At 63.8% G+C, this 22,189-nt stretch carries 16 protein-coding genes and 1 tRNA gene; 3 read left to right on the top strand and 14 right to left on the bottom strand.

The features are described 5' to 3' along the window. Position 1 precedes the first annotated feature (1 nt). The 11 genes from rpoC to CO675_RS28105 form a co-directional block, all read right to left on the bottom strand. Positions 2-4,204 (bottom strand): DNA-directed RNA polymerase subunit beta', encoded by a 4,203-nt coding sequence (rpoC, locus tag CO675_RS28155; RefSeq protein WP_097675068.1) that lies wholly within the window; start codon positions 4,202-4,204, stop codon positions 2-4. A gap of 127 nt (positions 4,205-4,331) precedes the next feature. After that, entirely contained in the window at positions 4,332-8,450 is a 4,119-nt protein-coding gene (gene rpoB / locus CO675_RS28150; RefSeq protein WP_097675067.1) for a DNA-directed RNA polymerase subunit beta, read from the bottom strand. A 441-nt stretch (positions 8,451-8,891) separates the two neighbouring features. Then, on the bottom strand, positions 8,892-9,269 hold the full coding sequence (rplL, locus tag CO675_RS28145; RefSeq protein WP_050402243.1) for a 50S ribosomal protein L7/L12: 378 nt from the start codon (positions 9,267-9,269) through the stop codon (positions 8,892-8,894). Positions 9,270-9,322: 53 nt separating this feature from the next. Continuing rightward, complete coding sequence (gene rplJ / locus CO675_RS28140; RefSeq protein ID WP_050402242.1) at positions 9,323-9,841, bottom strand: 50S ribosomal protein L10; 519 nt, start codon at positions 9,839-9,841, stop codon at positions 9,323-9,325. 578 nt (positions 9,842-10,419) lie between these two features. Continuing rightward, positions 10,420-11,373, bottom strand: coding sequence for a 2-hydroxyacid dehydrogenase (locus CO675_RS28135; protein ID WP_097675066.1), 954 nt, complete (start codon positions 11,371-11,373; stop codon positions 10,420-10,422). A 204-nt stretch (positions 11,374-11,577) separates the two neighbouring features. Next, positions 11,578-12,270, bottom strand: a complete 693-nt coding sequence (gene rplA / locus CO675_RS28130) for a 50S ribosomal protein L1 (protein ID WP_029081784.1) — start codon at positions 12,268-12,270, stop codon at positions 11,578-11,580. Positions 12,271-12,276: 6 nt separating this feature from the next. Next, a complete protein-coding gene (gene rplK / locus CO675_RS28125; protein WP_006611824.1) occupies positions 12,277-12,705 on the bottom strand; it encodes a 50S ribosomal protein L11 in 429 nt (142 codons plus the stop codon). Positions 12,706-12,836: 131 nt separating this feature from the next. Beyond that, positions 12,837-13,370 carry a transcription termination/antitermination protein NusG gene (gene nusG, locus CO675_RS28120; RefSeq protein WP_021081670.1) on the bottom strand — a complete coding sequence of 178 codons (534 nt, stop codon included), beginning with the start codon at positions 13,368-13,370 and terminating at the stop codon, positions 12,837-12,839. Between the two features lie 20 nt (positions 13,371-13,390). Beyond that, positions 13,391-13,582 carry a preprotein translocase subunit SecE gene (gene secE / locus CO675_RS28115; RefSeq protein WP_016840554.1) on the bottom strand — a complete coding sequence of 64 codons (192 nt, stop codon included), beginning with the start codon at positions 13,580-13,582 and terminating at the stop codon, positions 13,391-13,393. 332 nt (positions 13,583-13,914) lie between these two features. After that, positions 13,915-15,528, bottom strand: coding sequence for an acyl-CoA synthetase (locus tag CO675_RS28110; RefSeq protein WP_097675065.1), 1,614 nt, complete (start codon positions 15,526-15,528; stop codon positions 13,915-13,917). Positions 15,529-15,591: 63 nt separating this feature from the next. Continuing rightward, a complete protein-coding gene (locus CO675_RS28105) occupies positions 15,592-16,356 on the bottom strand; it encodes a FadR/GntR family transcriptional regulator (RefSeq protein WP_097675064.1) in 765 nt (254 codons plus the stop codon). A gap of 185 nt (positions 16,357-16,541) precedes the next feature. On the opposite strand from CO675_RS28105, the gene CO675_RS28100 reads away from it, so the two are divergent. Further along, the gene (locus CO675_RS28100) at positions 16,542-17,747 is read left to right on the top strand and encodes an ABC transporter substrate-binding protein (RefSeq protein ID WP_097675063.1); all 1,206 of its coding nucleotides are present in this window, start codon (positions 16,542-16,544) and stop codon (positions 17,745-17,747) included. 64 nt (positions 17,748-17,811) lie between these two features. Here the strand turns inward: CO675_RS28100 and CO675_RS28095 are convergent. Further along, positions 17,812-17,887 (bottom strand) — tRNA-Trp (locus CO675_RS28095). A gap of 168 nt (positions 17,888-18,055) precedes the next feature. Between CO675_RS28095 and CO675_RS28090 the strand changes: the two genes are divergently transcribed. Further along, the gene (locus tag CO675_RS28090; protein WP_158231320.1) at positions 18,056-19,279 is read left to right on the top strand and encodes a serine hydrolase domain-containing protein; all 1,224 of its coding nucleotides are present in this window, start codon (positions 18,056-18,058) and stop codon (positions 19,277-19,279) included. A gap of 82 nt (positions 19,280-19,361) precedes the next feature. On the opposite strand, the gene CO675_RS28085 is transcribed toward CO675_RS28090, so the two are convergent. Together CO675_RS28085 and CO675_RS28080 are read right to left on the bottom strand one after the other, a co-directional pair. Then, positions 19,362-20,129, bottom strand: coding sequence for an SDR family NAD(P)-dependent oxidoreductase (locus tag CO675_RS28085; protein ID WP_092115009.1), 768 nt, complete (start codon positions 20,127-20,129; stop codon positions 19,362-19,364). A 74-nt stretch (positions 20,130-20,203) separates the two neighbouring features. After that, on the bottom strand, positions 20,204-20,911 hold the full coding sequence (locus CO675_RS28080; RefSeq protein ID WP_097675061.1) for a histidine phosphatase family protein: 708 nt from the start codon (positions 20,909-20,911) through the stop codon (positions 20,204-20,206). A gap of 153 nt (positions 20,912-21,064) precedes the next feature. Between CO675_RS28080 and CO675_RS28075 the strand changes: the two genes are divergently transcribed. Further along, positions 21,065-21,850: an SDR family NAD(P)-dependent oxidoreductase gene (locus tag CO675_RS28075; RefSeq protein WP_097675060.1), complete on the top strand. Its 786-nt coding sequence runs from the start codon at positions 21,065-21,067 to the stop codon at positions 21,848-21,850. Positions 21,851-22,189: the final 339 nt, after the last annotated feature.

Raw genomic sequence — 22,189 nt, 5'->3', positions numbered from 1 at the left:
CCTATTCCGCGGGCGGCAGCGCCAGCGGCTCCGCCTCCGGAGCCGTCGGCACGATCGCCGCCTGCTGCTTCTCGCGCTCGTCGAGGATCAGCTTGTCGCGCTTGACCGCAACTTCGCGGATCCGCGCCATCGAGGCGCCGGTGCCGGCCGGGATCAGACGGCCGACGATGACGTTCTCCTTGAGGCCTTCGAGCGGGTCCACCTTGCCGTTGACGGCAGCTTCGGTGAGCACGCGCGTGGTCTCCTGGAACGACGCCGCCGAGAAGAAGGAGCGGGTCTGCAAGCTCGCCTTGGTGATGCCGAGCAGAACCGGCGTACCCGTGGCGGGCTTCTTGCCCTCCTCCTTGGCCTTGGTGTTGAGCGCGTCGAACTCGATCTTGTCGACCTGCTCGCCCGAGATCATGTCGGTGTCGCCCTGATCGGTGACCTCGACCTTCTGCAGCATCTGACGGACAATCACCTCGATGTGCTTGTCGTTGATGAGCACGCCCTGCAACCGGTAGACCTCCTGGATTTCGTTGACCAGATAGGCAGCGAGTTCCTCGATGCCCTTGATCGCCAGGATGTCGTGCGGCGCCGGATTGCCTTCGACGATGAAATCGCCCTTTTCGACGATGTCGCCGTCCTGAAGGTGGATGTGCTTGCCCTTCGGGATCAGGTACTCGCGCGGCTCCTCGGTCTTGTCCATCGGCTCGATCGAGATGCGGCGCTTGTTCTTGTAGTCGCGGCCGAAGCGGATCGTTCCCGCGGTCTCCGCGATGATCGCCGCATCCTTCGGCTTGCGAGCCTCGAACAGTTCGGCCACCCGCGGCAGACCGCCGGTGATGTCACGCGTCTTGGCGCTCTCGGTCGAGATACGCGCCAGGATGTCGCCGGGCATCACCTTCGCGCCGACGTCGACCGACAGAATGGCGTCGACCGACAGCATGTAGCGGGCATCGCCGCCACGCGCGAGCTTCATCACCTTGCCGTCCTTGCCCTTGACCACGATGGCCGGACGCAGGTCCGAACCGCCGCGCGTCGTACGCCAGTCGATGACCACGCGCTTGGCGATACCGGTCGATTCGTCGAGCGTTTCCGAGATCGACTGGCCTTCGACCAGATCCTCGAACCCGATCGTGCCCTCGACTTCGGTGAGCACCGGACGGGTATAGGGATCCCACTCCGCGATGCGCTGGCCGCGCTTGACCATGTCGCCTTCGTCGACGTGCATCTTCGAACCGTACTGAATACGGTGCGTTGCACGCTCGGTGCCGTCGGCATCGACGATCGCAACGACCATGTTGCGCACCATCGCGACCAGATTGCCTTCGCTGTTGCGGGCGATGGCCTTGTTCCTGATCACGATCTTGCCGTCGAAGTTCGATTCGACGAACGACTGCTCGTTGAGCTGCGCGGCGCCGCCGATGTGGAACGTGCGCATCGTCAGCTGCGTGCCGGGTTCACCGATCGACTGTGCCGCGATAACGCCGACGGCCTCACCGTGGTTGACCGGGGTGCCGCGGGCCAGATCGCGGCCGTAGCACTTGGCGCAGATGCCGTTGACCAGCTCGCAGGTCAGTGCCGAACGGATCTTCACTTCCTGGATGCCGGCCTGCTGGATCGCGTCGACATGGGTCTCCTCCATCAAGGTGTCACGCTTGATGATGACCTCGTTGGTGGCGGGATCGCGCACGTCGTCGCAAGCCGTGCGGCCCAGGATGCGCGAGCCGAGCGAGGCAACGACCGTGCCGGCATCGACGATGGCGCGCATCTTGATGCCGAGCGTGGTGCCGCAATCGGTCTGCGTGATGATGCAGTCCTGCGCGACGTCGACCAGACGGCGGGTCAGGTAGCCGGAGTTCGCGGTCTTCAACGCGGTGTCCGCGAGGCCCTTGCGGGCGCCGTGGGTCGAGTTGAAGTATTCGAGCACCGACAGACCTTCCTTGAAGTTGGAAATGATCGGCGTTTCGATGATCTCGCCCGACGGCTTGGCCATCAGGCCGCGCATGCCGGCGAGCTGACGCATCTGGGCCGGCGAACCACGCGCACCGGAGTGCGCCATCATGTAGATCGAGTTGATGTCGGCATCCGCGCCCGCCGCCGTCTTCTTGGTGGACGAGATCTCCTTCATCATCGCCTTGGCGACTTCTTCACCGGCCTTCGACCAGGCGTCGACGACCTTGTTGTACTTCTCGCCATGGGTGATCAGGCCGTCATTGTACTGCTGCTCGAAATCCTTCGCCAGCGTACGGGTCTGGTCCACGATCTTCCACTTCGACGCCGGCACGACCATGTCGTCCTTGCCGAACGAGATGCCCGCCTTGAAGGCGTTGTAGAAGCCGAGCGCCATGATGCGGTCGCAGAAGATCACCGTCTCCTTCTGACCGCAGTGACGGTAGACCTGGTCGATCACGCCGGAGATCTCGCGCTTGGTCATCAGCTTGTTGATGATGTCGTACGAGATCTTGGTGCTCTTCGGCAGCAGGTTGCCGAGCATGACGCGGCCCGCGGTGGTTTCGATCCACCGCTTGGACATCTTGCCTTCCTCGTCGAGGCCTTCCCACCGGTACTTGATCTTGGTGTGGAGGTGGATGACCTTCGAATGCAGGGCGTGCTCGAGCTCGGCCATATCGCCGAAGATCTTGCCCTCGCCGGGCAGGCCTTCGCGCATGATCGAGACGTAGTAGAGGCCGAGCACGATGTCCTGCGACGGCACGATGATCGGCTGGCCGTTCGCCGGATGCAGGATGTTGTTGGTCGACATCATCAGGACGCGCGCTTCCAGCTGCGCTTCGAGCGACAGCGGAACGTGCACGGCCATCTGGTCGCCGTCGAAGTCGGCGTTGAAGGCGGCGCAGACCAGCGGATGCAGCTGGATCGCCTTGCCTTCGATCAGCACCGGCTCGAACGCCTGGATGCCCAGGCGATGCAGCGTCGGCGCGCGGTTGAGCAGCACCGGATGCTCGCGGATCACCTCATCGAGGATATCCCAGACCTCCGGACGCTCCTTTTCGACCAGCTTCTTGGCCTGCTTCACCGTGGTGGACAGACCCTTGGCGTCGAGCCTCGAGTAGATGAACGGCTTGAACAGCTCGAGCGCCATCTTCTTCGGCAGGCCGCACTGATGCAGGCGCAGCTCGGGACCGACCACGATCACCGAACGGCCCGAATAGTCGACGCGCTTGCCGAGCAGGTTCTGACGGAACCGGCCCTGCTTGCCCTTCAGCATGTCGGCGAGCGACTTCAGCGGGCGCTTGTTGGCGCCGGTGATGACGCGGCCGCGGCGGCCGTTGTCGAACAGCGCGTCGACGGCCTCCTGCAGCATGCGCTTTTCGTTGCGGATGATGATGTCGGGCGCACGCAGCTCCATCAGCCGCTTCAGGCGGTTGTTGCGGTTGATGACGCGGCGGTAGAGGTCGTTGAGGTCGGAGGTCGCGAACCGGCCGCCGTCGAGCGGCACCAGCGGACGCAGGTCCGGCGGAATCACCGGCACCACCGTCATGATCATCCATTCCGGCTTGTTGCCGGAGACGCGGAAGGCCTCGACGATCTTCAGACGCTTGGCGAGCTTCTTGTGCTTGATGTCGGAGTCGGTCTCCGCCATGTCGGCACGCAGCGTCGCCTCGAGCTTCTCGAGCTCGAGCCCCTTCAGCAGCTCGCGGATCGCTTCCGCGCCGATCATGGCGGTGAAGCTGTCCTGGCCGTACTCGTCCTGCGCCTTCAGATACTCGTCTTCCGACAGCAGCTGACGGTCCTTCAGCGCGGTGAGACCCGGCTCGAGAACGACGTAGTATTCGAAGTACAGGATCCGCTCGAGATCCTTCAGCGTCATGTCGAGCAGCAGGCCGATGCGCGACGGCAGCGACTTCAGGAACCAGATGTGGGCGACCGGCGCCGCCAGCTCGATATGGCCCATGCGCTCGCGCCGGACGCGCGACAGCGTCACCTCGACCGAGCACTTCTCGCAGATGATGCCCTTGTACTTCATCCGCTTGTACTTGCCGCACAAGCACTCGTAGTCCTTGATCGGCCCGAAGATGCGCGCGCAGAACAGACCGTCACGCTCCGGCTTGAAGGTGCGGTAGTTGATGGTCTCCGGCTTCTTGATCTCGCCGTAGGACCAGGACAGAATCTTCTCCGGAGACGCGATCGAAATCCGGATCTGGTCGAAGACCTGAGCCGGCGTCGTCGGATTGAAAAGATTCATAATCTCTTGATTCATGGTCTTCTCCTCGCGTGCCGATCGTCACCGGCAGCAAATTCGAAACTTTTATTCAACGCGCGCCCCACTCAACGTCCGAGCGGAGCGCGAAGGCCCGGCGCTTTCGCGCCGGGCGTAAATCTCAGCGTTACTCGGCCGCTTCCGACGTCGACGCCGGTCCCACCTTGGAATTGTGCAGGTCGACGTTGAGGCCGAGCGAGCGCATTTCCTTGACCAGCACGTTGAACGATTCCGGAATGCCGGCCTCGAAGGTGTCGTCGCCGCGCACGATCGCCTCGTACACCTTGGTACGGCCGGCGACGTCGTCCGACTTCACGGTCAGCATCTCCTGCAGCGTGTAGGCGGCGCCGTAGGCTTCCAGCGCCCAGACCTCCATTTCGCCGAAGCGCTGGCCGCCGAACTGCGCCTTGCCGCCCAGCGGCTGCTGGGTGACGAGCGAGTACGGACCGATCGAACGCGCGTGGATCTTGTCGTCCACGAGATGGTGCAGCTTGAGCATGTAGATGTAGCCCATCGTCACCTTGCGATCGAACTGGTCGCCGGTGCGGCCGTCATAGACGGTCGACTGGCCGGAGGCGTCGAAGCCCGCGAGCTTCAGCATCTCCTCGATGTCGGCTTCCTTGGCGCCGTCGAACACCGGCGTTGCGATCGGCACGCCGTGGCTCAGATTGCGGCCGAGTTCGACCAGTTCGTTGTCGTTCAGCGACTTGATGGTTTCATCCTCGCCATAGATCTTCTTCAGGGTCTCGCGCAGCGGCTTGAGGTCCTGCTTCTGATAGTAGGCGTCGATGGTCTGGCCGATGCGCTTGCCGAGGCCGGCGCAGGCCCAACCGAGATGGGTCTCGAGGATCTGACCGACGTTCATGCGCGAAGGCACGCCGAGCGGATTGAGCACGATGTCGGCGTGCGTTCCGTCCTCGAGGAACGGCATGTCCTCGATCGGCACGATCTTCGACACCACGCCCTTGTTGCCGTGACGGCCGGCCATCTTGTCGCCGGGCTGGATCTTGCGCTTCACCGCGACGAAGACCTTGACCATCTTCATCACGCCGGGCGGCAGCTCGTCGCCACGCTGCAGCTTCTCGACCTTGTCGAGGAAGCGCTGCTCGAGGCCCTTCTTCGACTCGTCGTACTGCTTCCGCATGGCCTCGATCTCGGCCATCAGCTTGTCGTTCGGCGAAGCGAACAGCCACCACTGCGACTTCGGATACTCGTCGAGCACCGCACGGGTGATCTTGGTATCCTTCTTGAAGCCCTTCGGACCGGCGATGCCCTGGCGGTTCTCCAGCAGCTCGGCGAGGCGGTTGTAGACGTTGCGGTCCAGGATCGCCTGTTCGTCGTCGCGGTCCTTGGCAAGACGCTCGATCTCTTCCCGCTCGATCGCCAGCGCACGCTCGTCCTTGTCGACGCCGTGGCGGTTGAACACGCGGACTTCCACGATGGTGCCCTGCACGCCCGGAGGCACGCGCAGCGAGGTATCGCGGACGTCGGAGGCCTTCTCGCCGAAGATCGCGCGGAGCAGCTTCTCTTCCGGCGTCATCGGGCTTTCGCCCTTCGGCGTGATCTTGCCGACCAGGATGTCGCCGGCGCGAACTTCCGCACCGATGTAGACGATACCGGCTTCGTCGAGGTTCTTCAGCGCTTCTTCCGAGACGTTCGGAATGTCGCGGGTGATTTCCTCAGGGCCCAGCTTGGTGTCGCGGGCCATCACCTCGAATTCTTCGATGTGAATTGAGGTAAACACGTCGTCCTTCACGATCCGCTCGGAGAGCAGGATCGAGTCTTCGAAGTTGTAGCCGTTCCACGGCATGAACGCGACCAGCACGTTGCGGCCGAGCGCGAGCTCGCCGAGATCGGTCGACGGACCGTCAGCGATGATGTCGCCCTTCTTGACGATGTCGCCGACCTTCACCAGCGGACGCTGGTTGATGCAGGTCGACTGGTTCGAGCGCTGGTACTTCATCAGCCGGTAGATATCGACGCCCGACTTGGTCGGATCGAGATCCTCGGTGGCGCGGATCACGACGCGGGTGGCGTCGATCTGGTCGATCACGCCCGAACGGCGCGCGGCAATCGCCGCGCCCGAGTCACGAGCGACCACGCCTTCCATGCCGGTGCCGACGAACGGCGCCTCGGCGCGAACCAGCGGCACCGCCTGGCGCTGCATGTTCGAGCCCATCAGCGCGCGGTTGGCGTCGTCGTTCTCGAGGAACGGGATCAGCGCCGCGGCGACCGAAACCAGCTGCTTCGGCGACACGTCCATGTAGTCGACCTTGTCCGGCGTCACAGGCAGCACTTCGCCGGCATGACGGCAGACCACGAGGTCGTCGGTGAAGCGGCCCTTGGCATCGAGCGGCACGTTGGCCTGCGCGACGCGGTAGCGGCCCTCTTCCATCGCCGACAGATAGACCACCTCGTCGGTGACCCGGCCGTCCTTGATCTTGCGATAGGGCGTCTCGACGAAGCCGTACTTGTTGACGCGCGCGAACGTCGCCAGCGAGTTGATCAGACCGATGTTCGGACCTTCCGGCGTTTCGATCGGGCAGATGCGGCCGTAATGCGTCGGATGCACGTCGCGGACTTCGAAGCCGGCACGCTCGCGGGTCAGACCGCCCGGGCCAAGCGCCGACAGGCGCCGCTTGTGGGTGATCTCCGACAGCGGGTTGGTCTGGTCCATGAACTGCGACAGCTGCGAGGAACCGAAGAACTCGCGCACCGCGGCAGCCGCGGGCTTGGCGTTGATCAGGTCCTGCGGCATCACGGTGTCGATATCGACGCTCGACATGCGCTCCTTGATGGCGCGCTCCATGCGGAGCAGGCCGATCCGGTACTGGTTCTCCATCAGCTCGCCGACCGAGCGAACCCGGCGGTTGCCGAGGTGGTCGATGTCGTCGATCTCGCCCTTGCCGTCGCGCAGGTCGACCAGCGTCTTGATGACCGCCAGGATGTCTTCCTTGCGCAGCGTGCGATGGGTGTCGGGCGCATCGAGCTCGAGGCGCATGTTCATCTTGACGCGGCCGACCGCGGAAAGGTCGTAGCGCTCGGCATCGAAGAACAGCGACTGGAACATCGCCTGCGCCGAATCCAGCGTCGGCGGCTCGCCCGGACGCATCACGCGGTAGATGTCGAACAGCGCGTCCTCACGCGTCATGTTCTTGTCCGCCGACAGCGTGTTGCGGATGTAGGCGCCGACGTTGACATGGTCGATGTCGAGCAGCGGCAGGTCCTTGTAGCCCTGCTCGTTCAGCACCTTGAGCGACTTCTCGGTGATCTCCTCGCCGGCTTCGGCGTAGATCTCACCGGTCTTCGGGTTGACGAGATCCTCGGCGAGATAGTTGCCGACGAGCTCCTCGTCCGACATGCGGAGCGCCTTGAGGCCCTTTTCCTGCATCTGGCGCGCGCTGCGCACGGTCAGCTTCTTGCCGGCCTCGAGCACCACCTTGCCGGTGTCGGCGTCGATCAGGTCGTTGATGGTCGAGTAGCCGCGGAAGCGGTTGGCGTCGAACGGCACGCGCCATCCGTCCTTGGTCCGCTTGTAGGTGATCTTCTTGTAGAAGGTCGACAGGATCTGCTCGCCGTCGAGACCGAGCGCATACATCAGCGAGGTCACGGGCAGCTTGCGGCGGCGATCGATGCGCGCGAACACGATGTCCTTGGCGTCGAACTCGATGTCGAGCCAGGAACCGCGATACGGAATCACGCGCGCGGCAAACAACAGCTTGCCGGACGAGTGGGTCTTGCCCTTGTCGTGGTCGAAGAACACGCCGGGCGAACGGTGCATCTGCGAGACGATGACGCGCTCGGTGCCGTTGACGACGAAGGTGCCGTTCATCGTCATGAGCGGAATATCGCCCATGTAGACGTCCTGCTCCTTGATGTCCTTCACCGACTTGGCGCCGGTTTCCTCGTCGATATCGAACACGATGAGGCGCAGCGTCACCTTGAGCGGCGCAGCGAAGGTCATGCCGCGCTGGCGGCACTCGTCGACGTCATATTTCGGCTGTTCGAACTCGTAGCGGACGAATTCGAGCATCGAGGTGCCCGAGAAATCCGAGATCGGAAATACCGAGCGGAATACCGCCTGCAGGCCCTCGTCGAGGCGACCGCCGGCCGGCTCGTCAACCATCAGGAACTGGTCATAGGACGCCTTCTGAACCTCGATGAGGTTCGGCATCTCGGCGACTTCCTTGATGTGACCGAAAAACTTGCGTACGCGTTTGCGACCGGTGAATGTCTGCTGCGCCATCGTGGCCTCTCATTTTCGTCGCCTTTGTGGGGCGAACCTTCCGGGAGCGACTGCCATCGACCCCGGGTTGAATTTCGAATCGTCCCGAAGGAACGAAGCGCAAAGTCAGGAATTAAATCCCCGGCCCGGCCCCCATTACCTCCAAAACGCAAAACGACGCGCGAGGCACATCACTGCACCCGCTCGTCCAAACGCTTCGCTTTACGGACTGAAAAAGCCCGAAATCTGACTGTCTCCCAACGGCTTCCGCCGGGTGCCCTGCCGCCCCCGCCGCCTACCGTGTTTTTCCGCTGCCAACCCGATATGGGATGGCAATAAAGGAGATTCGAGGGTTAAGTCCACGGATCCCCACACTTTTTTGTGTCCGGTACGCCACGCGACAACCTGTCGCACGCCGTTTGGATGGCCCGGGAGCGCCCTGCGGCGCTCCCGGATCGCGCATTACTTGAGTTCGACCTTGGCGCCAGCCTTCTCGAGCTGGGCCTTGATCTTGTCGGCTTCTTCCTTGTTCACGCCTTCCTTGACGGGCTTCGGAGCGCCTTCGACGAGGTCCTTGGCTTCCTTCAGGCCCAGGCCGGTGATGGCGCGGACTTCCTTGATGACTTCGATCTTCTTGTCGCCGGCGGCAGCCAGCACGACGGTGAAGTCGGTCTTCTCTTCAGCCGGAGCAGCGGCAGCGCCGCCGGCAGCCGGGCCGGCAACCGCGACGGCGGCAGCGGCGGACACGCCCCACTTTTCTTCGAGGAGCTTGGCGAGTTCGGCCGCTTCGAGCACGGTGAGGCTCGAGAGGTCGTCGACGATTTTCTGCAGATCAGCCATTGTTCAGTTCCTTAAACGTTTGGTTCGAACCAGGTTTGAGATTAGCGAAGGGGTCAGGCCGCTTCGCTCTTTGAGGCATGAGCCTGAATGACGCGTGCGAGCTTGGCCGCGGGCGCGTTGGACAGCTGAGCAAGCTTGGTCGCCGGCGCCACCAGGAGGCCAACGATCTTGCCGCGCAGTTCGTCGAGCGACGGCAGTGAGGCAAGCGCCTTCACGCTGTCGACATTCAGGACGGTTTTACCCATCGAGCCGCCGAGGATGACGAACTTCTCGTTCGCCTTGGCGAATTCGATGGCAACCTTTGGCGCCGCAACCGGATCGTTCGAAGTAGCGATCACGGTCGGTCCCTTCAGCAGGGAGCCGATGGCAGCGACGTCAGTGCCTTCAAGAGCAATTTTGGCGAGACGGTTCTTCGAGACCTTCACCGATGCGCCCGCCTGCTTCATCTGCATGCGCAGCTTCTGCATCTGGGCCACGGTGAGGCCGGAATAATGAGCAACGATCGCAACCGACGTGGTCTTGAAGACCTCGTTGAGTTGTTCGACCGACTCCTTTTTTGCCGCTCGTTCCACAGCAAGCTCTTTCCGGTTGGCGGCCTTTCCGCGAAGGCAGGACCGCCGGGTTGCACCCATCGTCCCGCCCTAAACCTGATCCTTCGGGCGCAACGCCCATCGGACATGCCGGGCAAGACGACATCTAGAAGCCTGCCCTCCCAGAGCCTTGCGGCCATGGGCTGTCGAGGTTCGAACCAAACCAGCCTCCAAGCCGCGAACAAGCCGCGACGTGGAGCACAAAATCCGGTCTTCACCCGTCTATGCAGGCTATGCGATTAAGCCGTTGAAAACACGAAGTTCTCGCGGGCGCCTGCAGTCTTGGACAGGATCGGGCTATCGGCCGAGGCCGAACGCCCTGCCCTCATTCCGGTGGAGGCGACGGGTTTCCTTCCTTTCGAGCATCCTTGCGGGCATGCGGAAAGGAATGATCTCCTATCATCTCAGGTTTTCGGAATGCGAGCACGGACATGCCAGCAAGTGCCAGCACGCCCGGAAGCCGTTATGTAACCGGTCCCGCTCTGCTTGCCAAGAGCAAATTTCAGACCAGTTTCGTCTTGCGGCCGATGAGCCGGTTCCGAGGCAGGAACCGGCGGCGTTCAGGTGCCCCTTACCCCATACGGCAGCGGCTTGCCGGCGAAGAACGCCTCCAGATTGGCGAGCACGCAGTCCTGCATCGCCACATGCGATTCCAGGGTGTGACCGCCGATATGTGGCGACAGCACGACGTTCGGCAGCGCCGTCAGCTCATCCGGCGCGTGCGGCTCCCTAGCGAACACGTCGAGGCCGGCGCCGGCGATCGACTGATTGGCAAGGGCCGCCACCAGCGCCTTCTGGTCGATGACGGAGCCGCGCGAGATGTTGACGACGATGCCGCTGCTGCCGAGCCGGCGCAGGATGTCGGCATTGACGGCATGGACCGTGTCCGCACCGGCGCGCACCGCGATCATCAGCACGCTGCACCAGTCGGCGAGCGCCTCGAGGCTCGGAAAATGCTGATACGGCACGTCCTGCCGCGACCGGCTGAAATAGCCGACCTCGGTTTCGAACGCGGCTGCGCGCGCCGCGATCTTGCGGCCGATCTCGCCGAGGCCATAGACGCCGACCTTGCGGTCGCGCATGCCGGCCTGCGGCCGCATCATTGGCGACGGCTTGGCGGCGATCCAGTCGCCGCTGCGGACGTAGTTATCGACGACCGGCAGTCGGCGGACCGCCGCCAGCATCAGCGTCACAGCGATGTCGGCAACGGATGCGGCGTTGGCGCCGGGGCTGTGGCCGACCGCAATGCCACGCGCGGCGGCCGCAGCACGGTCGATCCCCTCATACCCGGTGCCGTAGCAGATGATCGCGCCAAGCTTCGGCAGCATATCCATCGCCTCACCGCCAAGTGGGGTCCCGCCCGCAGTGACCATCGCCCGGATCTCGCCGAGCTCTTCGGCCGAAAACATCTCAGTCGGCGGCTTGCCGGCGGCATTCAAAAGCTCGTAGCGCTCGCCGAAGCGCACCAGCTCGTTTCTGGGAAAGCGGGAATAGACCAGCACCTTATCGGGCATTGTTGTTGTTTCCTGCGAGAAACTTCACCTGGAGCCTTTTCCATTCCAGTTGAATCGGAATGAGGCTTTGGATTCTTGCTTTCTTTGGATTCTTGCTTTCTTCACGCGAAGCCGCCTAGCCACTTCGCTCGATTACGCGCCAGCAAAAAGGGCGGAACCGGTTGCCCGATCCCGCCCTTGTTTATCTCGTCACGGTCAGAGATCTCAGCCGAGGATCGTGCCCGGCTCGACCTTTACGCCCGGACCCATGGTGGAGGAGACCGCCACGCGCTGGATGTAGGTACCCTTGGAACCCGCCGGCTTCGCCTTCGACACCGCGTCCGCGAGCGCCTTGACGTTCTCGACCAGCTTGTCCTCGGAGAACGAGGCCTTGCCGATGCCGGCCTGCACGATGCCGGCCTTCTCGACGCGGAACTCGACCGAACCGCCCTTGGCACCCTTCACGGCGTTGGTGACGTCCATGGTCACGGTTCCGATCTTCGGGTTCGGCATCATGCCGCGCGGACCGAGCACCTTACCGAGGCGGCCGACCAGCGGCATCATGTCGGGAGTGGCGATACAACGATCGAAATCGATCGCACCGCCCTGCACCTTCTCGACCAGGTCTTCGGCACCGACGACGTCGGCACCGGCGGCCTTGGCTTCCTCAGCCTTGGCGCCGCGCGCGAACACGCCGACGCGGAGCGTACGGCCGGTGCCGTTCGGCAGGTTGACGACGCCGCGGACCATCTGGTCGGCGTGGCGCGGGTCGACGCCGAGATTGATCGCGATCTCGATCGTCTCGTCGAACTTCGACTTGGCGCGCTCCTTGACCATCTTGATGGCGTCCGCGAGCGGGTAGAGCTTCTCGCGATCGACACCCTCGCGGGCCTTCTTCAAACGCTTTCCGATTGCCATGGCCCGTTACCCCGCAACTTCCAGACCCATCGAACGGGCAGAGCCCTCGACCATCTTCATGGCCGATTCGATGGAGTCGCAATTCAAGTCCTTCATCTTCTTCTCGGCGATCTCGCGCACCTGCGCCTTGGTCACCTTGCCGGCCTTGTCACGGCCCGGCGCCTTCGAGCCGGACTGGATCTTGGCAGCCTGCTTGAGGAAGAACGACATCGGGGGGGTCTTCATCTCGAAGGTGAACGAACGATCGGCGTAGATCGTGATCACCACCGGGATTGGGGTGTTCTTCTCTTCCTTCTGGGTCTGCGCGTTGAACGCCTTGCAGAACTCCATGATGTTGAGACCGCGCTGACCAAGCGCGGGACCGATCGGGGGCGAAGGATTCGCCGCACCGGCCGGGACCTGAAGCTTCAGGTATCCGGTCACTTTCTTTGCCATTTATCACTCCTGTTGTGCCGGACGGGCCGGCGGTTTCAGGTTCCGTGGTTCGGTTGAAGGGGCTGGCGACCGCCTCCTCCCTCCCACGGCCTCTCACTTGACGCAGGGCGCATATACCCCGCGCCGTCCGGTCAGACCACCTTTTCGACCTGACCGAATTCCAGTTCCACGGGGGTCGCACGGCCGAAGATCGACACCGCGACCTTCACGCGCGAGCGCGCCTCGTCGATTTCTTCCACCACGCCGGAGAACGAGGCGAACGGGCCGTCGGCCACGCGCACGTTCTCGCCGATTTCGAACGACACCGACGCCTTCGGACGCTCCACGCCCTCCTGCACTTGGTGCAGGATGCGCATCGCCTCGGCCTCGGAGATCGGCATCGGCTTGTTTTCCGCGCCGAGGAAGCCGGTCACCTTCGGGGTGTTCTTGATCAGATGGAACGCCTCGTCGGTCAGCTTCATCTTCACCAGGACATAGCCCGGGAAGAATTTGCGCTCGGCGTCGATCTTGCGGCCGCGGCGCACCTCGGTGACCTTCTCGGTCGGCACCAGGATCTGCTCGAACAGCTCTTCCAGCCCGCGCTGCTTGGCCTGTTCGCGGATCGATTCCTGAACCTTCTTCTCGAAGTTCGAATAGGCGTGAACGATGTACCAGCGCTTGTCCATCAATTGAGTTCCCATGCTCATCAGTGGATGCCCAGTATCAGGGTAATCAGATAGCGGATGATCTGATCTGCGGCGAAGAAGAAGATCGAGGCCAGCGCCACCATCACGAACACCATGATGGTGGTGATGGTCGTCTCGCGGCGCGTCGGCCAGGTGACCTTGGCGGTCTCCGAGCGTACTTCCTGCAGGAATTTGAACGGGCTGAAAGCCATCGTGAGATCCGCGTCCGTCTCCGGACGATTTGCAACGTTTCAAGGAATCCGAACAGCCGACCTTGCGGACCCAGCCCTCGTTTGGAAGGTTGAGCCGATAAACGAGCTCGAATGTTCGGGGAATTAGGCCGCGCCGGATATCCGCGATCAAAGCGGGCCGGCTGCGAGTGTCGGGTATCTACTGCGGGACCGGCCAAAGGTCAAGGTCGGCGGGGCCGCGCCCCGCCCCACCCAGGGCTACGGCAAGCCGGAACGGGGCCTCTCGAATCAAATACTTAGCCGGACGGCACGAGGTCCGTTGCCCCGGCCGCCTACCGCGGAAGCCGGGCGGATCACCCGGCAAAGCTCTTCTGGACCGCCTGATCCAGCGTGGCGCCGCCGACATAACGCTGGCGCAGCTCGCGCTTCAGCAGCTTGCCGCTCGGGTTCTTCGGCAGGGCATCGACGAAGATGACCCGCTTCGGCACCTTGAAATGGGCCATCGACGCCGCGCAGTGCTTGATCACGGCGTCAGCATCGAGGTTCGCGCCGGCCTTGACCACGACGATCGCCGTCACCGCCTCGATCCAGCGCGGATCGGGCAGCCCGACCACCGCGACCTCCGACACCGCGGGCAGCCGGTAAATCATCTCCTCGACCTCGCGGCTCGCGACGTTCTCGCCGCCGCTCTTGATCATGTCCTTCACACGATCGACGACGGTGATGTAGCCGTCAGCATCCACGGTCGCGAGATCGCCGGAATGAAACCAGCCGCCGGCAAACGCCGCCGCGGTCTTGACCGGATCGTTGTAGTAACCGGACAACAGATGCGGCGAGCGATGCACGATCTCGCCGACCTCGCCCACCCCGACATCGGTCATGTCAGGCCTGACCACCCGCGTCTCGACATTGATCGCGGGCTTGCCGGCCGAGCCTGCCTTCGGCAGCTGGTGCTCCGGCGAAAGCACGGTCGCGAGCGGCGCGATCTCGGTCTGGCCGTAGAAGTTCCAGAATTTTACGTCCGGCAGCCGGCGCTGCAATTCGAGCAGCACTTCGACCGGCATGATCGAGGCGCCGTAATAGCCCTTGCGCAACGTCGACAGGTCGGTGCGGTCGAATGAAGGCGAACGCAGCATCGCGATCCAGATCGTCGGCGGCGCGAAGAACGAATTGATCTTGTGGGCGGCGATCAGCGCCAGGACATTGTCGGGCACCGGCTTGCCGGTAATGAGGCTGGTGGCACCGAGATAGATCGCGGGCCCGAGGAAGACGTCGAGCTGCGCGCAATGATAGAGCGGCAGCGCGTGCAGCACGGTGTCGTCGGTTGCCATGCCGCCGTCGATGATGCAGCTGACATACTGCCACATCACGGCTTCATGGGTCAGGATCGCGCCCTTCGGCAGCGACTCGGTGCCGCTGGTGTAGATGATCTGCGCGGGATCGCGGCTGTCGACCGAAGCATCCGGCGCCGAGGCGTCGCTGTGCAGCAGGCTGTCGAAGGTCGTGATGCCGTCGGGCGCGGTGGCCGGATCCTCGCCGGGCAGCCAGATCAGGGTTTCCACCGCCGAGCCCTTGGCGGCAGCCGCGTGCGCGGTCTCCACGAAATCTGGGCCGACCGCCAGCAGCTTCGCGCCGGAATTGGCGAGGATGAAATTGATCTCGTCGGGATTGAGCATGAAGTTGATCGGCACCAGGATCGCGCCGATCCGCGCCACCGCGAAACGCAGCGCGGCGAAGCCGTGCGAGTTGCGCGACAGCACCGCGACGCGGTCACCCTTCGCAACGCCAAGGCCGAGCAAGCCGCGGCCGAGCCGATTGCAGATCGCGTCCATCTCCGCGAAGGTCCAGCTCACCTCGCCGCAGATCAGTGCGGTCTTGTTGGGGTAGCGCTTGGCCGACCGGCGCAACAGATCGCCGATGCTGTGCTCGCGGGCGCGCTGGATGGTTGCTGCGATGTCTCCGCTCATTTGTCCCTCCCGAATGTGCTTTTTGTCGTTGTCTTGTCTTTATCGCTCTTGGCCTTGCCGTCCCTACTGCCGGGCAGCGTAGACGTGTTCCATGTAGGTGTGCTCGACCGAGCGATCGAGCGAGGCGATCTTCTCAAAGCCGCGCCGCCAGTCCTGCAAGTGCCGCCGCGTCCACAACACGCCGGCCTCCTTGTCGCGCCGCGTGATCGCATCGAGGATGTGGCGATGCGCCTCGACGAGCCGCGCGCCGCCTTCCGGCACGCCGCCGACGATCATCTCCGTGGTCGGAAAGAACAGCTGCGCGGCGGGCTCGCGGGCGAGCTGCAGCACGCGGTTCTGCGAGGCCTTGGCCATCAGCAAGTGGAACTCCGCATCGAGCTCGGCGAGATCGGCGGGATTGCCGACGACAGCGGCGCTGCGCTCGAGATTGCCGGCGAGTTCGGCGATGTTGTCATCGGTCGCGCGCTCCACCGCGCCCTCGACGCTCGCGACCTCCAGCGTCATCGAGGTCTCGAACAATTCGCGGAACGTCACCTCGTGCAGGATCAGCGCGCGGGACAGCCGCGTGGCGAGCTTGTTGTAGCGCGGCAGGCAGGCCTGCAGGCGGCGGCTGGAATCGCGGCGGATCAGCCCGCCTTCCTCGAGCACGCGAATGCCTTCACGCACCGTCGAGCGATTGACGCCGAACTGTTCGACCAACTGCTGCTCGGTGCCGATCGGCTCGCCCGGCTTGATCCGGCCGTTGACGATCTCGCGTTCGATCGCATCCGCGACCTTCTGATAGGCCGGCGCGACGTCGATGCGCCGGAACAGCGGCGTGGCGGGCATCTTCAGCTCCCGGGGCTTTCAATTGTCGTTTGTCGGACAAAGAATAGGCGACGGCCCCTAAAGCGTCAAACTGGCCCATACTGGCCGGATTGTCGCACCCGACCGACCGGAATTGACAGCGGAACCGGCCAAATCTAGCTTTGTCGGACAAACCGATAAGAACACCCCCGGGGAGGCGCATCACCATGAAATCCATCGTCACGAGTCTGTCCGCGGCCGGCCTGATCGCCGCCGCGCTGACGGGGCCTGCGCTCGCGCAGCAGACGCCGCTCAAGATCGGCGTGCTGACCGATTTCCAGTCGGTCTATTCGGACATCGGCGGCGCCGGGAATGTCGAAGCCACCAAGATGGCAATCGAGGAGTTCGGCGGCTCGATGTTCGGCAAGCCGATCGAGCTCGTCACCGCCGACGCCCTCAACAAGGCCGACGTCGCCGCCACCATCACCCGCAAATGGTACGAGGCGGAGAATGTCGACATGATCATCGACATGCCGACCTCGGCGACCGCGCTTGCCGGCATGGAGATGTCGAAGCAGTTCGAGAAGATCATGATCGTGACGGATGCGGCGAGCTCCGACATCACCGGCAAGTCCTGCTCGCCCTACACGCTGCACTGGACCTACGACACCTACGCCAACGCCCACACCGTCGGCAGCGCGATCGTGAAGAACGGCGGCGACAGCTGGTTCTTCATCACCGCCGACTACGTGTTCGGCCATTCGATCGAGCGCGACACCGGCGATGTGGTCCGCGCCGCCGGCGGAAAGGTGCTCGGCAGCGCCCGGCATCCGCTCAACACGCCGGACTTCTCGTCATTCCTGCTGCAGGCGCAATCGTCGAAGGCGAAGATCGTCGGCCTCGCCAATGGCGGCGGCGACACCATCAACGCGATCAAGCAGGCCGCCGAATTCGGCATCGTCGCGGGCGGGCAGAACCTCGCCGGCATCGTGATGTTCATCTCGGACATCCACAGCCTCGGGCTGAAACTCGCCCAGGGCCTGATCATCACCGAGGCTTACTACTGGGATCTCAACGACCGCACCCGCGCCTTCGGCAAGCGCTTCTTCGAGCGCATGAAGCGGATGCCGACGATGAACCAGGCCGCGACCTACAGCGCCACCCTGCACTACCTCAATGCGGTGAAGGCCGCCGGCACCAGGGAGACCAAGCCGGTGCTGGCGAAGATGCGCGCGACTCCGGTGCGCGACGCCTTCACCGACAATGGCGTGGTGCGCGAGGACGGCCGCATGGTGCACTCGATGTTCCTGTTCGAGGTGAAGAAGCCCGAGGAATCGAAGGCGCCGTGGGATTACTACAAGGTGCTCGCCGAGGTGCCCGGCGAGCAGGCGTTCCGGCCACTCAAGGACGGCGGCTGCCCGCTCATCAAGTAAGTCAAAATGATCATGGCCCGGGTCCAGGACCTCGGCCAAGACATTCAAATGATTGGGTAAAAGCTGGCAGGAGTGGCAGGGCTCGAACCTGCGACCCCCGGTTTTGGAGACCGGTGCTCTACCAATTGAGCTACACTCCTGCAGGGAACCAGCGTCGCCGCCGGTTCGCGCCGTTTCAAGCACAGGGCATGGCCGGTTTGCAAGGGCGAAGCGGCGAAGCTTCTGTTCATTGCAAAACTTCTGCGCCAGAGTTCGGCCATCACACCACGTCGGCACTCCGCCGCAAGAATCAAGAACCGGGAGAGACCATGAACGCCCAGACTGCCGCCAAGCACGCCGCCGGCCAAACCACCCCGTCCCTCCCCCTCGCCAAACCCGAATCGATCGGGCTGTCGAGCGCGCGGCTGCAGGCCCTGTCCGACACCTTCAAGCGCGAGGTCGACAAGGGAACCGCGCCCGGCTTCACGGTGCTGGTGGCGCGGCGCGGCCAGATCGGCTGGTTCGACGCGATCGGCCGGCAAGGCCCGACGGCCGCGGCGCCGATGACGCATGACACGATCTTCCGCATCTTCTCGATGACCAAGCCGATCGTCTCAATCGGCATCATGCAGCTGCTCGAGGACGGCCACTTCCTGCTCAACGATCCCGTCGCGAAGTTCATCCCGGAATTCGCCGAGACCAAGGTCGGCGTCGAGCACAACGGCAAGCTCGAGCTGGTCCCCGTGCAGCGGCAGATGACGATCCAGGACTTGCTGCGCCACACGTCGGGCCTGACCTACGACCACACCGGCAACGGCCCGGTGCAGGAGCTCTACAAGCAGTCGCGGCTGCGCAGCCGCAAGATCACCAATGCCGAGCACGCCAGCATGCTCGCCGCCATGCCGCTGGTCTGCCAGCCCGGCGCCGAGTGGAACTACAGCCGCTCCACCGACATCCTGGGTCGCATCATCGAAGTCGTCAGCGGCAAGACGCTCGGCGAATTCCTCACCGAGCGCATCCTCGCGCCACTGCAGATGAACGAAACCGCCTTCCACACCCCGGAAGCCAATGCCGGCCGGCTCGCCGAGGCCTTTGCCAACGATCCCTGGACCAACGAGATGGTGCAGCTGTTCAACATGCTGGAGAAGCCGGCGATGGAATCCGGCGGCGGCGGACTGGTGTCGACCACGATGGACTATGCCCGCTTCGCGCAGATGCTGCTGGGCGGCGGTTCGCTCGACGGCACCAGGATCATCGGACGCAAGACGCTCGAATTCATGGCCTCCGATCACCTCGGCACCGGCGTCAAGGTCCAGGGCACGCTGGTGTCGCCCGGCCACAGCTTCGGCCTCGGCTTCGCCGTGCGCATGCAGCAGGGCGTCGCGCCATTCTCCGGCTCGGTCGGCCAGTACTTCTGGAGCGGTATGGCCGGCACGTTCTTCTGGATCGATCCGCGCGAAGACCTGATCGCGGTCTTCATGATGCAGGGCCCGGGCCAGCGCGAATACACCCGCTCGCTGGTGCGCAACGGCGTGTACGCGGCGGTGGAATAAAGCCGTTGCGGATCGAGATCCCCGATGCGCAATCGCGCATCGGGGTTCGCGCCCACGCGCGCCCCGGAGATGACGCTTCGCGTCAGCTGATCGTCGCGCCGCCGTCGATCACGATGGTCTGGCCGGTGAGGAAGTCGCCGGCGCGCGAGCCCATCAACACGGCGGCGCCCGCGATCTCGTCAGGCACGCCGATGCGCAGCAGCGGCGAGCGCGCGGTCGAGGCCTTCAGCGTGTCCGGATTGTCCCACAGCGCTTTCGCAAAATCGGTCTTGATCAGGCCGGGTGCGATGCAGTTCACGCGGATATTGTGCTTGCCATATTCGCAGGCGAGGTTGCGCGCGAGCTGCATGTCGGCGGCCTTCGAGATCGCGTAGGCGCCGAGCACGGTCGAGCCCTTGAGGCCGCCGATCGAGGACACGATGATGATGGAGCCGTCCTTGCGCTCGATCATCTGCGGCACCACCATCGAGATCAGCCAGTTGTTGGCGACGATGTTGTTGTCGAGGATCTTGCGGAACTGATCGTCAGAGATGCCGGCAAGCGGACCGTAATACGGGTTCGACGCCGCGTTGCAGACCAGCACGTCGATCTTGCCGAAGGCGCGATTGCTCTCGTCGACCAGGTTCTGCAGGTTTTCCTTCGACGAGATGTTGGCGGCGATCGCGACCGCGGTGCCCTTGCCGAACTTGCCGTTGATGTCGCCCGCGACCTGCTCGCAGACGTCGGCCTTGCGCGAGGAGATCACGACCTTGGCGCCGTGCTCGGCCATGCGCTCGGCGATGGCGAGCCCGATGCCGCGCGTCGAGCCGGTGATGACGGCGACTTTTCCCTTCATGTCGAACAAGGTCATGTTTCTCTCCCTGATGTAAGCGTTTGAATTCTGTGTCGAGCTTAGGCAGCGCTATCGTGTTGCGATAGCGGCATTCACGCAAGCTTGCTGGCCGGGCGGACTTCAGGTCCGGACGGCTGATGCATCGCGGCGTGGCGCGGATCGGCGATCCAGGGCTGCTGGTTCACCATCGGCAGCCGCCAGGTCGACAGGCCGACGCCTGCGATATGATCGAGCCGCGTCACCGAGACATTGTCGATATCGAACGACAGGCCCCGGTCCGGCTGGCCGCCGAGCGCAAGACCGACCGCAGCGCGGATCACGCCGCCATGGCCGACCGCGATGATATTCTTGCCGGGCTCCGCGGCCGTGATCCGCACGATGGTGCGGCAGACCCGCGTGTAGAGATCCATGAAACTCTCGCCGCCGGGCGCGGGCTCGTTGACGTCGGCAAACCAGCTTCTGCCGGGAGGCTGGCGCGCGAGCAGCGCGGCGCGGTTCATGCCCTGCCACCGGCCGAGATGCTGCTCGGCGAAGTCGCGTTCCTGCGTCATGTTGGCCGGCTTCGGAAAACCCGCGGCCCAGATCGCTTCCGCGGTCTTGTGCGTGCGCTTCAAATTGCTCGAATACCACACCGCATCGCGCGGCAGCATCTTGGCGACCGCCTCGAACACTTCGACGTCGCCGGTGTCGCAGTCGATATCCTCTTGTCCGTAGATGTTGCCGCCGTCGCTGCGCACCGGCGCGTGGCGAACCCACCACCACCGCGTCACCGTCACGTGAGGCTTGTCTGGATTGGACATCGGATGAGCCCTTCAATACTGTCCCGTCTCGCTGTACGTCACGCCGCACATCGTCTCAAGTGCTTCGGACGTTTGAAATTTTGTTTGAATTCCGTCGCGCGGCAGACGCGCCAAGGATCACTCGAACTAACCATGTGAACAGGGAGAAAAACCATGGGCCGCCTCGAAGGCAAATCCGTCATCATCACCGGCGCTGGAAGCGGCATCGGCCGCGCCGCCTCGCTGCTGTTCACCAAGGAAGGCGCCAAGCTGATCGCGGTCGATCGCACCGACGGCGTCAACGAGACCGCCAAGTTGGTGCGCGATGCCGGCGGCACCGTCGAAGCGGTCACTGCGGACGCCGGCTCGGAGAGCGACGTCAAGGCCTTCATCGACAAGGCGCTGTCGAAGTACGGCAAGCTCGATGCGATCTGGGCCAATGCCGGCGTCAGCGGCGGCCTCGTGCCGCTCGCCGATCAGACCCCGGAACATTGGCAGGAGGTGCTGCGCGTCAATCTGATCGGGCCGTTCCTCGCGATCAAGCATTCGATCCCGCATATGACCAAGCAGGGCTCAGGCTCGATCGTCTGCACCGCCTCCGTCGCGGGCCTGAAGGCCGGCGCCAGCGGACATCCCTATGGCGCCAGCAAGGCCGGCGTCATCAGCCTGGTGCAGACCACCGCCTACTCGCTCTCCGGCACCGGCGTGCGCATCAACGCGGTCTGCCCGGGCCTGATCGAGACCGGCATGACCAAACCGGTGTTCGATCGCGCCAAGGAGCGCGGCACCCAGGACAAGATCGGCCAGCTCAATCCGCTGAAGCGCCCCGGCCAGCCGCACGAACTCGCCGCGATGGGATTGTTCCTGGCAAGCGACGAGGCGTCCTACGTCAACGGCCAGGCCATCCCGGTCGACGGCGGCCTCACCGCGTCGATGCCGTATACAGGCAAGCCGATCTAGTAACGGCATTCTCTGTTCGCGGCGCAAGTCCGCGAATGGCGCGATGACGGCGCCACATTCACCACCGTCGTCCTGGCGAAAGCCAGGACCCATACGCCGCAGCAGATGTTGTAGGCGGGACTCGTCGTTCCAGCGGTGCATAGCAACTGGCATTCGTGGTTATGGGTCCCGGGTCGCGCTTCGCTTGACCGGGACGACATCGAATTTGTGGTTCGCTGTGAGTCATATTTTCGCGCTCTCGCGACATGATCTGCCCGAGCTTTGCTCTTCGTTCCGCCCTCTCCTTGAACAGAGGGCGCAGGGAAAGCCGGGTGCCGATCGCACCCATGGGCCCCGAGC

Origin of the sequence: Bradyrhizobium sp. C9 (assembly GCF_002532045.1) — a bacterium.
Classification (GTDB): domain Bacteria; phylum Pseudomonadota; class Alphaproteobacteria; order Rhizobiales; family Xanthobacteraceae; genus Bradyrhizobium.
Note: the sequence above shows the minus strand (reverse complement) of the source record. Positions and strands in the feature narration are given on the sequence as shown.

Coding starts and splice junctions, on each gene's coding strand:
- CO675_RS28080 (WP_097675061.1), bottom strand. CDS start 20,911: ATGTCCAATCCAGACAAGCCTCACGTGACGGTGACGCGGTGGTGGTGG.
- CO675_RS28105 (WP_097675064.1), bottom strand. CDS start 16,356: ATGCCCGCCACGCCGCTGTTCCGGCGCATCGACGTCGCGCCGGCCTAT.
- CO675_RS28100 (WP_097675063.1), top strand. CDS start 16,542: ATGAAATCCATCGTCACGAGTCTGTCCGCGGCCGGCCTGATCGCCGCC.
- CO675_RS28075 (WP_097675060.1), top strand. CDS start 21,065: ATGGGCCGCCTCGAAGGCAAATCCGTCATCATCACCGGCGCTGGAAGC.
- nusG (WP_021081670.1), bottom strand. CDS start 13,370: ATGGACAAGCGCTGGTACATCGTTCACGCCTATTCGAACTTCGAGAAG.
- secE (WP_016840554.1), bottom strand. CDS start 13,582: ATGGCTTTCAGCCCGTTCAAATTCCTGCAGGAAGTACGCTCGGAGACC.
- CO675_RS28135 (WP_097675066.1), bottom strand. CDS start 11,373: ATGCCCGATAAGGTGCTGGTCTATTCCCGCTTTCCCAGAAACGAGCTG.
- CO675_RS28085 (WP_092115009.1), bottom strand. CDS start 20,129: ATGACCTTGTTCGACATGAAGGGAAAAGTCGCCGTCATCACCGGCTCG.
- rplL (WP_050402243.1), bottom strand. CDS start 9,269: ATGGCTGATCTGCAGAAAATCGTCGACGACCTCTCGAGCCTCACCGTG.
- rplK (WP_006611824.1), bottom strand. CDS start 12,705: ATGGCAAAGAAAGTGACCGGATACCTGAAGCTTCAGGTCCCGGCCGGT.
- CO675_RS28110 (WP_097675065.1), bottom strand. CDS start 15,528: ATGAGCGGAGACATCGCAGCAACCATCCAGCGCGCCCGCGAGCACAGC.
- rplA (WP_029081784.1), bottom strand. CDS start 12,270: ATGGCAATCGGAAAGCGTTTGAAGAAGGCCCGCGAGGGTGTCGATCGC.
- rpoB (WP_097675067.1), bottom strand. CDS start 8,450: ATGGCGCAGCAGACATTCACCGGTCGCAAACGCGTACGCAAGTTTTTC.
- CO675_RS28090 (WP_158231320.1), top strand. CDS start 18,056: ATGAACGCCCAGACTGCCGCCAAGCACGCCGCCGGCCAAACCACCCCG.
- rpoC (WP_097675068.1), bottom strand. CDS start 4,204: ATGAATCAAGAGATTATGAATCTTTTCAATCCGACGACGCCGGCTCAG.